This is a genomic window from Streptomyces fradiae ATCC 10745 = DSM 40063 (assembly GCF_008704425.1).
Taxonomy (GTDB): Bacteria; Actinomycetota; Actinomycetes; order Streptomycetales; family Streptomycetaceae; genus Streptomyces; species Streptomyces fradiae.
Map to the genome: position 1 here is coordinate 2,360,606 of NZ_CP023696.1, position 12,753 is coordinate 2,373,358.

Consider the following 12,753-nt stretch of genomic DNA (forward strand, 5'->3'; position numbering starts at 1 on the left):
TGTGTCTCGTCGCTCACCGCTGGCCCTCCTGGCACCTGACGTCACTACGGCGCGGATAACAGGAGGGTCCATCCGCTTATTCCCCGGACCATCGCCCGGCCGCCCCCGAAGCCGCCGTCGCCACGCGAAGCCGTCTCACCCCGGCCGCACCGCACCCAAGGGCCGGTTCTCCCCCGCCGCCCTCACATCCCCGGCTCCCACACGTCCCGCGGACCGCGCCGCACGAACAGCGCGCCCAGCCCGTCCGCCCACGCCCCGTGGTGCTCCGCGAGCCGCAGGCCCTCCCACACGGTGACCAGCGTGCCCGTCAGCACCGGCTTGCCCGCCGCCTCCTCCACGCCGGGCACGTCCGCGACCACCGGCACCGAGGTGTCGGGCACCAGCACCGCCTCCGCCCGCGGGTCGTCGGCCGCCCGGACCAGCTCGGGCAGCGGCATCCCGCGCGGCGCCCGCGCCTCGCCCACCACCTCCACGCCCGCGTCCTCCAGGAAGCGGACCACCGCGCCCGCCAGCTCCGGCGGGTACGAGGTGGCGAGCGCGACCCGTGCCGCGCCCACCGACGCGACCGCGTGCGCGAAGCCGATGGCCGTACTGGACGCGGGAAGGCCCGCGGCCCGCGCCAGCGACCTGGCGCGGGCGCGCGCCCCCTCGAAGCCCTCCGCGAACGACGCGCCCGCCGTCGCCCACACGACCGCGTCGGCCGCCGCCAGCCGCAGCCGCTCCGCCCCGGCCGCCAGCAGCTCCATGTCCGCCCCCGGCCCCGCGTACGCGACCGGGTCGACGCGGATCTCGCCGCCCAGCAGCGTCTCGATGCGGCGGTAGTCGTCCTCCGGATGGCCCTCCGGGCGGAGCAGTCCGACGGTGGTCATGCAAGCCTCCAGTTCTGACGGGCGCGGATCGGCATACCCCGCGCCGTACCGGGTAGCGGCGCGCCCATGGCTCGTACAGCTCGTCGCACAGACAACAGGAACAGGGAATCAGGATCGGTGAGACGCCGCTCGTTGCTCCTCGGCACGGCGGCGCTCGGCGTGTCGGGGGGCCTCGGCGCCGCCGGGTGCGCCCGCGTCCCCACGGGCAACGCCCTGGAGCGGCTGAAGGCGCAGGGGACCGTCCGCCTCGGGATCGCCGGCGAGGTGCCCTACGGGTACGTGGACGAGCAGGGCGCCTTCACCGGGGAGGCGCCGGAGCTCGCCAAGGCCGTGTTCGGGCGGCTCGGCATCCCCGGCGTCCAGCCCGTGGCGACCGACTTCGGCTCGCTCATCCCCGGTCTGAACTCCCAGCAGTTCGACGTGGTGTCCGCCGGCATGTACATCACCAAGGAACGCTGCCGGCAGGTCCTCTTCTCCGATCCCGAGTACCAGATGCTCGACTCCTTCGTCGTGCGCAAGGGCAACCCCCTGGGGCTGCGCTCGTACGAGGACGTGGTGCGCCGGCGGGCCCGCCTCGCCACCGGGGCCGGCTACGCGCAGGGGGCCTATGCCGTGGCGGCCGGGTACCCCGAGAAGAGCCTCGTCATTCTCCAGGACCAGGTGGCCGGCCTGAACGCGGTCGAGTCCGGCCGCGTGGACGCCTTCGCCGCGACCGCCCTGACCGCGCGCCAGGTGGTGCGCGGCAGCGGCAGGACACAGGCCACGGAGGCGTTCGCCGCGGTCGTGGACGGGCGCCGCCGGGTCGACGGCGGCGGTTTCGCGTTCCGCCGCACCGACACCGACCTGCGGGACGCCTTCAACGCCGAGATCCACCGGATGAAGAAGAGCGGGGAGCTCTTCCGCATCATGAGCCGCTTCGGCTTCACCCGCGACGAGATGACCACGCTGACCGCCGAGGAGCTGTGCCGATGACCATGGGGCTCTGGCAGAACTGGGTCCTGCCCGGCATCTGGGTCACCGTCCAGCTGCTCGTCTACAGCGCGGCGCTCGCCGCGGTCGTCGCCTTCGGCGTCGGCATGGCCCGCACGCACCGCTCCCGGCCGGTGCGGTTCGCGGCCACCGCGTACACGGAGGTGTTCCGCGGCGTCTCCGCCCTCGTGCTGATGTTCTGGCTGTTCTTCGTGGTGCCGCCGCTGCTGGGCTGGCAGCTGGTGCCGATGTGGGCGGCCGTGCTCGCGCTCGGGCTGTCGTACGGCGCGTACGGCGCCGAGGTGGTGCGCGGCGGGCTCGCCGCCGTACCCGAGGCGCAGCGGGAGGCCGGCATCGCGCTGAGCCTCACCCCCTGGCAGCGGATGCGGCTGGTGCTGCTGCCGCAGGCGGTGCCGGAGATGCTGCCGCCGTTCTGCAACCTGCTCGTGGAACTGCTCAAGGGCACGGCGCTCGTGTCGCTGCTCGGCGTCGGCGACGTGTCGTTCGCCGCGTACCTGGTGCGGCTCGCCACGCAGGACAGCGCGCGGATCTACACCCTCGTGCTCGTCGTCTACTTCGTCCTCGCCCTGGGCGTGACCCGCTCGATGAAGGCGCTGGAGCGCCGGGCGAAGGCCAACCTGGGGGTGGTGGCCAAGTGAACTGGGACTGGTCCGCGGTGGCGGACTTCATGCCGCGCTTCCTCGACGGCCTGCTGGTCACGCTGCAGGTCCTCGTACTGGGCTCGCTGATCTCGTTCAGCCTGGGCCTCGTGTGGGCGGCCGGGCTGCGCGCCCGGACCCGGCTGGTGCGCTGGCCGGTGACCGGCTTCACCGAGTTCGTCCGCACGACGCCGCTGCTGGTGCAGCTGTTCTTCCTGTACTTCGTGCTGCCGGAGTGGGGCGTGCAGTTCTCCGCGCTCGTCACCGGCACCCTCGCCATCGGCCTGCACTACTCGACGTACACGGCGCAGGTGTACCGGGCCGGCATCGAGGCCGTGCCGCCCGGCCAGTGGGAGGCGGCGACGGCGCTCAGCCTGCCCGCGCACCGCACCTGGCTGGCCGTGATCCTGCCGCAGGCGCTGCGCCGCGTCACGCCCGCGCTCGGCAACTACGTCATCGCCATGCTGAAGGACACCCCGCTGCTCGCCGCGATCGGCGTCCTGGAGATGCTCCAGCAGGCGCGGCTGGAGAGCGCCGCCACCTTCCAGTACACCGAGCCGCTCACCGTCGTCGGTGTCGCCTTCGTCCTCATCGCCTATCCGGCTTCCCTGCTGGTCCGCACCCTGGAGCGCCGTCTTGTCCACTGAACTGATCCGCTTCTCCGAGGTGACCAAGCGCTTCGGGGAGAACACCGTCCTGGACGACCTGTCGTTCACCGTCGACGCGGGCCGGCACGTCACGCTGATCGGCCCGTCCGGCTCGGGCAAGACGACGATCCTGCGGATGCTGATGACGCTGGAGCGGCCCGACGACGGCACGATCGAGGTGGGCGGTCAGCGGCTGTTCCCCGCCGACGAGAAGCGCCGCCGCGAGGTGCGCAAGGGCATCGGCATGGTGTTCCAGCAGTTCAACCTCTTCCCCAACATGTCCGTGCTGCGCAACATCACCGAGGCACCCGTGCGGGTGCTGGGGATGAGCCGGGACGAGGCCGCCGAACGGGCCCGCCGCCTGCTCGACATGGTCGGCCTCGCCGACAAGGAGGACGCCCGGCCGTCGCAGCTCTCGGGCGGTCAGCAGCAGCGCGTGGCCATCGCGCGGGCGCTGGCGATGCGGCCGAAGGTGCTGCTCCTGGACGAGGTCACCTCGGCCCTCGACCCCGAACTGGTCGCCGGCGTCCTGGACCTGCTGAGGGACATCGCGCGGAGCACGGACATCACCATGCTCTGCGTCACCCATGAGATGAATTTCGCCAGGGACATCTCGGACGAGGTTCTCATGTTCGACTCCGGGCGGGTGATCGAATCCGGTCCGCCGGAGAAGATCTTCACCGCCCCGGACCACGAGCGCACCCGCGAGTTCCTCGGCGCGGTGCTCTGACCTCGTACTCCTCCGCCCCGCCGTGCCGCCGGCACATACCGGGCGGGTACGCCATGGCGCGCACGGCGGGGCGGAGCGGCCTTCTGGCCAACGGGTGGCCCGTAAGCGGCCCTTGGCGGTTATCGTGGTACGGAAGCTTGCGGTCACAACCTGGTAGGGGGAAACCGTGGCGCTGAAGCCCGAGCCGACCGCCCCGTTCCATTCGGTGCAGTACGCCCTGCGCGTGCTCGAGACGGTGTCCCGGCACGGTGGCGGGGTCACCGACGCGCAGATCGCGCGCGAGACGGGCCTGCCGGCCGCGCACCTGACGCCGCTCCTGCGGATGCTGCGCCGGGAGGGGTACGTCGAGCAGGTCGCCGACGGCGCGTACATCGTCGGCGACTCGCTGGTGCTCCTCGGCTCCGGGATCACGCGGCGCGAGGCGCTGGAGGCGAAGCTCCAGGAGACCCTCACGGAGCTGCGCGACTCGGTCGGCGCGGCGGTCTACATCAGCCGGTACATCGACGGCGAGGTCAAGATCACGCAGATGGCGGACGGGCCGCACACGCCGAAGGTCAACGAGTGGGTGGACTTCCGCTCGGCGGCCCACGCCAGCGCGGTCGGCAAGTGCCTGCTGACCCAGCTCGACCAGAACGGCCGCCGCGACCACCTGGCCCGGCACAAGATCGCCCGGCTGACGTCGCGGACGATCACCAGTGAGCGGGGGCTCTTCTCCAAGCTGGACAGCCAGCCGCCGACCGTCCCCGTCCTGGACCTCCAGGAGTACGCGGTGGGCACGGTCTGCGCGGCGGTGCCGCTGACCGCCGGGTCGTCGGTCGGCTGCCTCGCGCTCTCCCTGCCGATCGAGCACGCCCACCGGCTCCGCTCGGCGGCCGACACCCTGAACCGCAAGGCCGCCCCGGTGGTGCTGTCGCTGGCCCTGTGAGGGGGCGGGGGCGGTACGGCCTGGGTGGGTGGGGCGCGGGCGTTTCTGGGGCTGGGGCTGGGGCTGCGGCTGTGGGGCTGTGGGGCGGGCGGGAGCCGTGGGGCGGGTGGGCGCTGAGAGGGGGGCGGAGCCTGTGGGACGGACGGTGGTCGGGAGCACTCCTGAGGACCGGGTAATATTACTTCCGTCAGCAGGCGCCGCTAGCTCAGTTGGTTAGAGCAGCTGACTCTTAATCAGCGGGTCCGGGGTTCGAGTCCCTGGCGGCGCACAGACAGGTGGGGCCCCTCGCGGAAGCGAGGGGCCCCACTGCTTGTCCGGCGGGCCTCAGCCCGTCGGCTCGGCCGAGGCGCCGACCGGCAGGGCGTGGCCCTGGTAGAACGCCACGGACAGGTCCCGCACGAAGTCCTTGCGCTCGTAGTCGTCCAGGTCGACCAGGCCCCGCTCGGTGAGCCGGCGCACCATGTCGTCCACCGCGTCGACGACGGAGCCGAGCACCACGTCACGGTGCTGGGCGTCGATCGCGGCGATCCGGCGGCGCCGCATCGCGGACGCGATCTCCGGGGCGTACTCGATGCCGGTCGGCTGCACCGAGAACACCTCGATGCCGGCCGGCGCGCACTCGGCGGCCACCATCCGCGTCATCGCCTCGCCGACCGCGTCCGCGTCCCGCAGCGTCGGCTCGCCCCCGTGGAACACGTCGGCCGGCAGCCGGGACAGGACCCGGGCCAGGGCGGCCTCCACCTGCTCGCGCAGGTACCGCTCGTGGTCGTCGACCGCGAGCGCCGCCCGCAGCGTGTCCCGCACCCGCCACACCACCAGCACGACGACCCGCAGGGCCGTTCCCTTCGCGTCGACGGCCGGCAGCGGTTCGCTGCGCCAGTGCCGCAGCCGCACGTCCAGGCGGCGGCGCAGCAGCAGCGGGCTCACCCACAGCAGCCCGGTGCGGCGCACGGTACCCCGGTAGTCACCGAACAGGGTGAGCACGGAGGCGTACCCGACCTGGCCGCGCACCAGCCCGCCGAACGCGAACAGCACCAGCAGCACACTGAGCGCCAGCAGCACCGCCGGGCCGGCGGTCGGCCCCTCGTACACGTGGAACGGCAGGCCCAGCAACCGGCCCACCCCCTCCGGCAGGGCACCCGACCACCAGGCGACGAGCCCGCACGCCGCGAGCGCGAGGGCCCCGGCGGCCAGGCCCACCCATCCGGGCAGCGCCAGCGCGTCCCGCTCGACCGGCCCGCCTTCGGCGCGGGCGGCCCCGCGCCGCTCCCCCGCGTGCCGCCCCCGCCTCCCCCGGCCCACGCCCCCGCCTCCGGTGCCCCGCGCCAGGGGCGCGGCGTCGGCGGTACGGGAGAGGAGCCGGGGGGCGGTGCTGCGGTGGCCCTGGAAGGCCGCTTGGGGGGTGGCGGTGGGAGTGGGGGCGTGAGTGGGGGTGGAGGTGACGGCGTGGGTCGGGGTGAGGGCTGGGGTGGAGGTGACGGCGTGGGTCGGGGTGAGGGCTGGGGCGGGGGTGGCCTGGGGGGTCGGGAAGGTGTGGGGGGTGTCGGTGGTGCGGGGGTGGTCGGCAGCGCGGGGGATGTCGCCGGTGTGGGGGGCTGAGGCCGCTTCGGTGGTGCGGGGCGGGTTCGGGGTGGCGGCGGGGCTGGACAGGACGGTCCGCAGGGGGGCCGTGTCCCGCGCGGTCACCGGCTGGACGGCGGCGGGCCGGACCGGGGCGGAGGGGGTGCCGGCGGGGCGGGGGCGCTCACCGCGCTCCTCCCCCGCCTGGCCGGTGGGGTCACCGGGCGCCGGGTTCCGGTGCGGTGCCCGGTGTCCGGGCTCCGGGTTCCGGTCCGGTGCCGCGGCCTCGGCCTCGGCCTCGGCGGGCACGTTCCGGGGCCCGGCGGCCTCCGGGCTCGCGGGCGCGTCGCTCCGCTGTGCGTCCGCCTCGGGGCCCGGCGCGGGTGGGGCACTGGGGGTACCCGAGGGCGCTTCGTGCCGGGTGCCGGGCGGGTCCGGCGGACCGACCGGGCCGACCGGGCCGACCGGGCCGACCGGGCCGGGCTCGGGGGCGGCCGCCCGGCGCGCGGGGTGCGGGGCCGCCGTGCGGGTGGGCTCGGGCGCGGGGGCGGCTCCGTCGGCCGGGGGCAGGCCCGACTCCACCGGGCCGGGGGCCGTGAGGGTGGCTGCGGCCGCTGCCGGGACGGCTGCGGCCTGGTGCCGGGCGTCCGGTGCCGCCGTCCGTACGGGAGGGGGTTGCCGTTCCGGACCCGCTTCGGGGGTGGGCGCCGGGCCGGGACCGGTACGGGGCGGTTCCGCCGCCGTGGCCGCGGTACGGGACGTCTCCACCGGGGTGACCGGCCCCAGGGGCTCGGGCTGCTGTGACGGGAGGGGTTCCTCCGCGGGTGGGGCGGCATCCGCCGGCGGGGCGGAGGGCGCCGAAGGCGCGGGGCCGTCCGCGGGTGCGGGGCGCGTCGCCGTGGCCGGGCCCTCCGGCGGGGTGGGGTGGGTCATCGGGGCGTGGGTCGCCACCGGGGCCTGGCCCGTCGGCGCGTGGGCCGTCGGCGCGTGGCCTGTCGGCGCGTGGCCCGCCGTGGGGGCGGAGGCCGCCGTAGGGGTGTGGCCTTCCGGCGAGGGCGGGGATGCCGTCGTGGCGGAGGCCACCGAGGCCGGAGCCGCCGTACCGGGCGCCGCCGCGGTGAGCGCCGTCGTCAGGGGTGCCGGACGGGGAGCCGGCGAGGGTGCTTCCGGTGACAGGGCCGAGGCGGCCGGCGCCGGGGTGGCCGGGGCGGGGGCTTCCGGCGCGGGGGCGGGCCGCACGGGGGCGGCCGAGGGTGCCGGGGATTCCGTGCGGGCCTGCGGGTGGGGCGTGCCCGGCGCCTGGGCCTCCGCCTGGGGCTGCTGGTGGGGCGTGTCCGGCGCCTGGGCCTGTGGGCGGGGCGTGTCCTGCGCCTCGGCCTGCGGGTGCGCCGTGTCCGGCGCCTGGGCCGCGCCGTGGGGATGCGTGTCCCGGGGGTGGGCCGCTGGCGGGGTCGGCGCGGGTTGCGGGGTGGGGGGCAGGAGGGTGGGACGGTCGGTGGTGGGCGGGGCCGGGGGTGTGCGGGGGCCCTCCACCAGTACCGACGGGGTCGGTTCGAGGAGGTTGGGGACCTCCGCCGGGGGCGGGGCCGTCCTGCGGGTGTGGTGCTCGGTCATCGGAAGAGCCGCCTCCATGTCTCCGGGCCCGGGTGGCCGTCGGCCGCGCCGCCGCGCCAGCCCTGGGCGCGCTGGAAGTCCTGGACGTTGCGCCGGTCCGCCTCGCTCCAGGTGCGGCTCGGGCCGGTGCCGTAGTGCCTGCCGTAGCCCAGCCGCACGAGTCGGCGGCCGAGCGTCTCGACGTGCTGGTTCGACTGGCCGGGCCGGAAGTGGGCCCGCCCCGGGTACGGCGGCGGGGACTGGCCGGTCAGGGGTGGGATGTCGCTGCCCGCACCGGTGGTGAGCAGCCGCCAGGTGTGCGGCCCCGGCAGCCCGTTCGCCTCCGTCCCGCGCCAGCCCTGCGCCCGCTGGAACGCCGCCGTCGCCCTGCGGTCCGCCTCCGTCCAGACCGGGCCGGGACCCGTCTCGTAGAACCGGGCGCCGCCGCGCTGGGCGAGCAGCCGGCCCAGGCGGGCGACGTGCTCGCCCACCGCGCCGGGGCCGAAGTGCCCGGCTCCGGGGTACGCCGTGGAGGAGGGGGCGCCGGCCGACAGGGCGCCGGCCGCGGTGGCGCCGGCCGGGGCCGGGTCGGCGCCGGCCGCCGGGGCGTCCGCCGTGGCGCCCTCCTCGACGAGCCCGAGGTACCGGTAGCCCACGTACCGGTCGGAGTTCGTCCAGTAGGCCAGCGGGGTCGGCTGCTTGCGGGCGTGCGGCTTCGTCTGCTCGTACGCCAGGTAGTGGGTGCGCCGGTCGTCGGTCCAGCCGCCGAACAGCGTGACGTGGGAGCCCGTCGTCGGATTGTCGGGGTTGTGGAACAGCAGCATGTCGCCCGGCTGGAGGTCCGCCCAGGCGATCTTGTTCGCGTACTGGTGGAGGCTGCCGGTCCACTCGTTCGCGGGCAGCTTCCACGCCATGGAGACGTAGCCGGAGCAGTCCTGGCGGTAGCCGTCCGTCCAGTACTTCGCCATCGAGTACGGGACCTTCTCGGCGACCCACCGCTCGGCGCGGGCCATGATCTCGGCTCGGGTGACCTGGGGCAGCGTCGCCGAGAGCGACCCGGCCGCCGGGCCCGCGAGCGGTCGGCCGTGCAGGCCGGCCGTACCGCCCTGGGGGTTGCCGGACGGCTCGTCCGTGTCCGGCCCGGCCGGGCCCGCCGGATGCGGGGCGCCCGGCGGGTGCGGGGCGCCGACCGCCGCCGGCGCGCCGCCGCCCAGGACGACGCCCGCCGCGGTGAACAGGACCAGGGCGCGCCGCGCTCCGTGCGCCGCGGGGTGCCCGCCCTCCCGGACGGCCCGGCGCAGGGCGGACTCCCGCCGCCGGTGGGCGCATCCGGGACAGGGGCAGTCGGCGGCGGGTTCGTACTCCTCGAAGACCGGAACGGGCATGCGGTTCCCCTCGACACTCGACGAAATCTCTCCGCGCATACCGCATTTTGACCGTCAAAGGGGAAAAAACGACCATCCGACAGGCCCGGCGAGCCGGGAATTTCTCGGCCGGGCGGGCGGGCGGTCCTGAGCACTCCCCGGCGTCGGGTAAAGTTGTGCAGGTCAGCAGGCGCCGCTAGCTCAGTTGGTTAGAGCAGCTGACTCTTAATCAGCGGGTCCGGGGTTCGAGTCCCTGGCGGCGCACAGACGGAGGAAGCCCCTCGCGAAAGCGGGGGGCTTCTTCGTGTGCGCGCCCGGCCCCCGTGGGTCCGGGCGCGGGCGGTCTCCGGGCACGGGCGGGGGCGCGGGTGGGGCGCGGACGCGCGGGGCCGGGCGGCCCGGCGACCGGGTCAGTCGGTGCGCTCGCCACGGCGGCGGCGCGCCGCGGCGCGCACCGCGACGGCGACGGCGGCCACCGCCGCGAGGACCAGGCCGACCACCGAATGCGGGGTGCCGGGTCCCTGGCCGGCGACGCTCGGCACGTCCGCGAGCGGCAGCGTGAAGCCCCCGTCGCCCACCCGGACGGGGGCGCGGGGGCCGGTCGGCGACAGGCTCTCGGAGACGAGGCCGACCGGGTGCGGGTCGCTCGCGCGGTCACCGCATGCCGCGGCTCGCGGGTGCGCGGCGGGTGCCGCCACGGCCGCGCCGCCGCGCGGGGTGCCGCCCTCGCCTCCGGCGCCGCCCGGCGGCTCGGCATACGGGGAGTACGGGACGTGCGGGGAGTACGGGGTGAGCGTGCGGGGGGTGGCCGCCCCGTCCGGGTCGGCCGGGCCCACCGGGGCCGTCCGGCCCGCCGGGCCTTCCGTGTCCGCGCAGCCGTCGGCGCGCGCACCCGTGGCTCCGCCCGGCCCGCCCGATCCGACCGGTCCGCCGGCCCCGGCCGCCCCGCCCGCCGGAAGGCCCCCCGCCAGGGCCGGGCCCGCCGCCGGTCCGAGGGCGAGGACGGCCGCGGCCACCGCCGCGCGGAGAGCAACCACACCTCGACGCATCGTGAACCTCCTCGGAGGAAGATTCACCCGGATCGCCGCGCCCCGCATCCGCAGCGACCGCCCGAAACGCCCCCTACCAGCCGGTAGGGGGCGTCGGACCTGCGGTCTTCGCCGGTCAGACCCGATCGACCAGATCGGCGATGGAGTCCACGACCGACGACGGCCTGAACGGGTAGCGGTCCACGTCCCCCGGCGAGGTCAGTCCGGTCAGGACGAGGAAGGTCTCCATCCCCGCCTCCAGACCCGCCAGCACGTCGGTGTCCATCCGGTCGCCGATCATCGCGCTGGTCTCGGAGTGCGCGCCGATCGCGTTGAGGCCGGTGCGCATCATCAGCGGGTTCGGCTTGCCCGCGAAGTAGGGGTCGCGGCCGGTCGCCTTGGTGATGAGGGCCGCGACGGAGCCGGTCGCGGGGAGCGGGCCCTCGGTCGACGGGCCGGTCTCGTCCGGGTTGGTGCAGATGAAGCGGGCGCCGCCGTTGATGAGCCGGATCGCCTTGGTGAGCGCCTCGAAGCTGTACGTGCGGGTCTCGCCGAGGACGACGTAGTCCGGGTCGTGGTCGGTGAGGACGTACCCGATGTCGTGCAGGGCGGTCGTCAGGCCCGCCTCGCCGATGACGTACGCGGTGCCGCCGGGCCGCTGGTCGTCCAGGAACCGGGCGGTGGCCAGCGCCGACGTCCAGATGTTCTCGACCGGCACGTCGAGCCCCATGCGGTACAGGCGGGCGTGCAGGTCCCGGGCCGTGTAGATCGAGTTGTTGGTGAGGACCAGGAAGGGGCGTTCACGGTCCCGCAGCTTCCGGATGAAAGCGTCGGCGCCGGGGATCGGAACGCCCTCGTGGATGAGGACGCCGTCCATGTCGGTCAGCCAGGACTCGATCGGCTTGCGCTCTGCCATGGGGCGGGACTCCTGCCGTACAGATACCGCTTGCGTGCTGGGTGCGCCGCGACAGCGCTGTGGCGGCGCCCCCAGGGTAGTCACGTCGTACGGATCACGACCCCGCCGACCACCTGGTATCGCGGCTCCGGGCCCTGTCGAGGGGGAGCGCGAACGGCCCGCGGACGGGGGCGGGGCCCGGGGCGGATGGGGCCGGCGGCCGGGCGGGGTCCCGGCGGGGGCCAGGGGTCGGGAGCCGGGGTCGGGCCAGGGGCCGGAGGCAGGTGCGGGGCGGCGGGGGCCTGCGGGCGGGGGCCAGGGGGTCAGCGGCGGCGGTGGCGGGTGAGGGCCAGGGCGGCCGCCCCGGCGGCCAGGCAGCCGGCGGCGCCCGCCGCCAGGGGGAGGAGGCGGGGCGTGGCCCGGTGGCCCGTGCCGGCCAGCTCCCGCGACTCGGCCGGATGCGGGGACTGACCGGGCGGATACGGGGCCGGGGTCGGGGTCGGGGGCGAGGTCGGGGGCAGGGTCGCGGGGGGTGGTGAGGGCGGGGGCGTGAGCGGGTGCGGGGTGCCGGGCGGGGGCGGGGTCGCGGGCGACCGCCGGGGCGTGGGGGGCGGGGGCGCGGAGGGGGTCGCGGGTGGGTGGGCCGGCGGGGTCTCGGGCGGGCTCGCGGACGGGTGGGCCGGCGGGCTCGCGGACGGGTGGGCGGGCGGGCTCGCGGGCGGGTGGGCGGGGCCGGTGAGGGTGAAGCGGTACGGCGGGGAGGTGCCGACCCAGTCGCCGTCGTCGCCCCGGCGCTGCACCACCGCCGCGGTGGCCGTCACCTCGTCGGGGCCCGCGCCGGGGGCGAAGGCCAGGCGCACCGGGACGCGGAGCGTGCCGCCCGCCGGCACGGTGAAGCCGGCGAAGGCCGGGTCGGTGGCGTCGTCGAGGACGCCGACGACCTCCCGGTGGTCGGTGTGCTCGGGCCGTACGGGGCGCTCGGCGACACCGGGCGGGGCGGTGAAGGCCATGCGGACCTGCGCCGGCACGAGCCGGCCCGACCGGTCGGTGAGGACGACGACGGGGTGGATGCCCCGGCACGGCCGCAGGGTGGTGTTGGTCAGCTCCACGTACCAGGTGCGGGGCGGGGCCCCCGGTTCGTACGCCGCGGGGCCGCCGGTGATGCGCGTACGGAGCGGGAACGCCGTCATGCCCCGGTCGCCGCAGCTCGGCTCCGGGTGCGCCGCCGCGTCGGCGGGCGGGGCCGGGGGCGTCCCGGCCCCGGCCGGCGGGGCGGCGAGGCGCGGGGCCAGGGACGGGGACGACGGGACGGCGACGGGCGCGGCGGCGAGCCCCACATCGGACGCGGGGGTGGGGGGGACCTGGGCGGCGGGTGGGGCCGCACGGGCGGGGGCGGGGCACGGGGACGTGAGGGCCGCGAGGGCCGCCAACGGGGCTGCGGCCAGGGCGGTGCGCACGCGCATGGGGGCTGCCTCCGCTGCTCGCCGGGCGGTCGTCCCCGGATGTCTTCCACC

The 12,753-nt window shown here is 76.3% G+C and carries 11 protein-coding genes and 2 tRNA genes; 7 read left to right on the forward strand and 6 right to left on the reverse strand.

Annotated features, from left to right (window positions below):
* Positions 1–182 precede the first annotated feature (182 nt).
* Entirely contained in the window at positions 183–869 is a 687-nt protein-coding gene (locus tag CP974_RS10470) for an aspartate racemase/maleate isomerase family protein (protein WP_031135870.1), read from the reverse strand.
* Between the two features lie 66 nt (positions 870–935).
* Here CP974_RS10470 and ehuB point away from each other — a divergent pair, with 66 nt between their 5' ends.
* The 6 genes from ehuB (at position 936) to CP974_RS10500 (ending at position 5,067) form a co-directional block, all read left to right on the forward strand.
* On the forward strand, positions 936–1,841 hold the full coding sequence (ehuB, locus tag CP974_RS10475; protein WP_078915863.1) for an ectoine/hydroxyectoine ABC transporter substrate-binding protein EhuB: 906 nt from the start codon (positions 936–938) through the stop codon (positions 1,839–1,841).
* Complete coding sequence (gene ehuC / locus CP974_RS10480) at positions 1,838–2,497, forward strand: ectoine/hydroxyectoine ABC transporter permease subunit EhuC (protein ID WP_031135866.1); 660 nt, start codon at positions 1,838–1,840, stop codon at positions 2,495–2,497. The genes ehuB and ehuC overlap by 4 nt, the downstream gene beginning before the upstream one ends.
* Complete coding sequence (gene ehuD / locus CP974_RS10485) at positions 2,494–3,144, forward strand: ectoine/hydroxyectoine ABC transporter permease subunit EhuD (RefSeq protein ID WP_031135864.1); 651 nt, start codon at positions 2,494–2,496, stop codon at positions 3,142–3,144. Before ehuC ends, ehuD begins: the two co-directional genes overlap by 4 nt.
* Positions 3,095–3,874, forward strand: a complete 780-nt coding sequence (gene ehuA / locus CP974_RS10490) for an ectoine/hydroxyectoine ABC transporter ATP-binding protein EhuA (protein ID WP_037939398.1) — start codon at positions 3,095–3,097, stop codon at positions 3,872–3,874. The genes ehuD and ehuA overlap by 50 nt, the downstream gene beginning before the upstream one ends.
* A gap of 166 nt (positions 3,875–4,040) precedes the next feature.
* The gene (locus CP974_RS10495) at positions 4,041–4,799 is read left to right on the forward strand and encodes an IclR family transcriptional regulator (protein ID WP_031135860.1); all 759 of its coding nucleotides are present in this window, start codon (positions 4,041–4,043) and stop codon (positions 4,797–4,799) included.
* Between the two features lie 194 nt (positions 4,800–4,993).
* Positions 4,994–5,067, forward strand: a tRNA-Lys gene (locus CP974_RS10500).
* Positions 5,068–5,123: 56 nt separating this feature from the next.
* On the opposite strand, the gene CP974_RS30690 is transcribed toward CP974_RS10500, so the two are convergent.
* Positions 5,124–6,668, reverse strand: coding sequence for an SPFH domain-containing protein (locus tag CP974_RS30690; protein ID WP_263407029.1), 1,545 nt, complete (start codon positions 6,666–6,668; stop codon positions 5,124–5,126).
* A gap of 1,301 nt (positions 6,669–7,969) precedes the next feature.
* Complete coding sequence (locus CP974_RS10510) at positions 7,970–9,337, reverse strand: peptidoglycan-binding protein (RefSeq protein WP_031136708.1); 1,368 nt, start codon at positions 9,335–9,337, stop codon at positions 7,970–7,972.
* Positions 9,338–9,506: 169 nt separating this feature from the next.
* Between CP974_RS10510 and CP974_RS10515 the strand changes: the two genes are divergently transcribed.
* Positions 9,507–9,580: transfer RNA gene (locus CP974_RS10515), tRNA-Lys, on the forward strand.
* Positions 9,581–9,726: 146 nt separating this feature from the next.
* Here the strand turns inward: CP974_RS10515 and CP974_RS10520 are convergent.
* The 3 genes from CP974_RS10520 to CP974_RS10530 form a co-directional block, all read right to left on the reverse strand.
* On the reverse strand, positions 9,727–10,353 hold the full coding sequence (locus CP974_RS10520; protein WP_140160837.1) for a hypothetical protein: 627 nt from the start codon (positions 10,351–10,353) through the stop codon (positions 9,727–9,729).
* A gap of 127 nt (positions 10,354–10,480) precedes the next feature.
* Positions 10,481–11,260, reverse strand: a complete 780-nt coding sequence (locus CP974_RS10525) for an HAD-IIA family hydrolase (protein WP_031136705.1) — start codon at positions 11,258–11,260, stop codon at positions 10,481–10,483.
* A 302-nt stretch (positions 11,261–11,562) separates the two neighbouring features.
* Positions 11,563–12,702, reverse strand: coding sequence for a hypothetical protein (locus tag CP974_RS10530; protein ID WP_150485795.1), 1,140 nt, complete (start codon positions 12,700–12,702; stop codon positions 11,563–11,565).
* Between the last annotated feature and the right edge of the window lie 51 nt (positions 12,703–12,753).

Coding starts and splice junctions, on each gene's coding strand:
- CP974_RS10530 (WP_150485795.1), bottom strand. CDS start 12,702: ATGCGCGTGCGCACCGCCCTGGCCGCAGCCCCGTTGGCGGCCCTCGCG.
- CP974_RS10525 (WP_031136705.1), bottom strand. CDS start 11,260: ATGGCAGAGCGCAAGCCGATCGAGTCCTGGCTGACCGACATGGACGGC.
- CP974_RS10470 (WP_031135870.1), bottom strand. CDS start 869: ATGACCACCGTCGGACTGCTCCGCCCGGAGGGCCATCCGGAGGACGAC.
- CP974_RS10510 (WP_031136708.1), bottom strand. CDS start 9,337: ATGCCCGTTCCGGTCTTCGAGGAGTACGAACCCGCCGCCGACTGCCCC.
- ehuC (WP_031135866.1), top strand. CDS start 1,838: ATGACCATGGGGCTCTGGCAGAACTGGGTCCTGCCCGGCATCTGGGTC.
- ehuB (WP_078915863.1), top strand. CDS start 936: ATGGCTCGTACAGCTCGTCGCACAGACAACAGGAACAGGGAATCAGGA.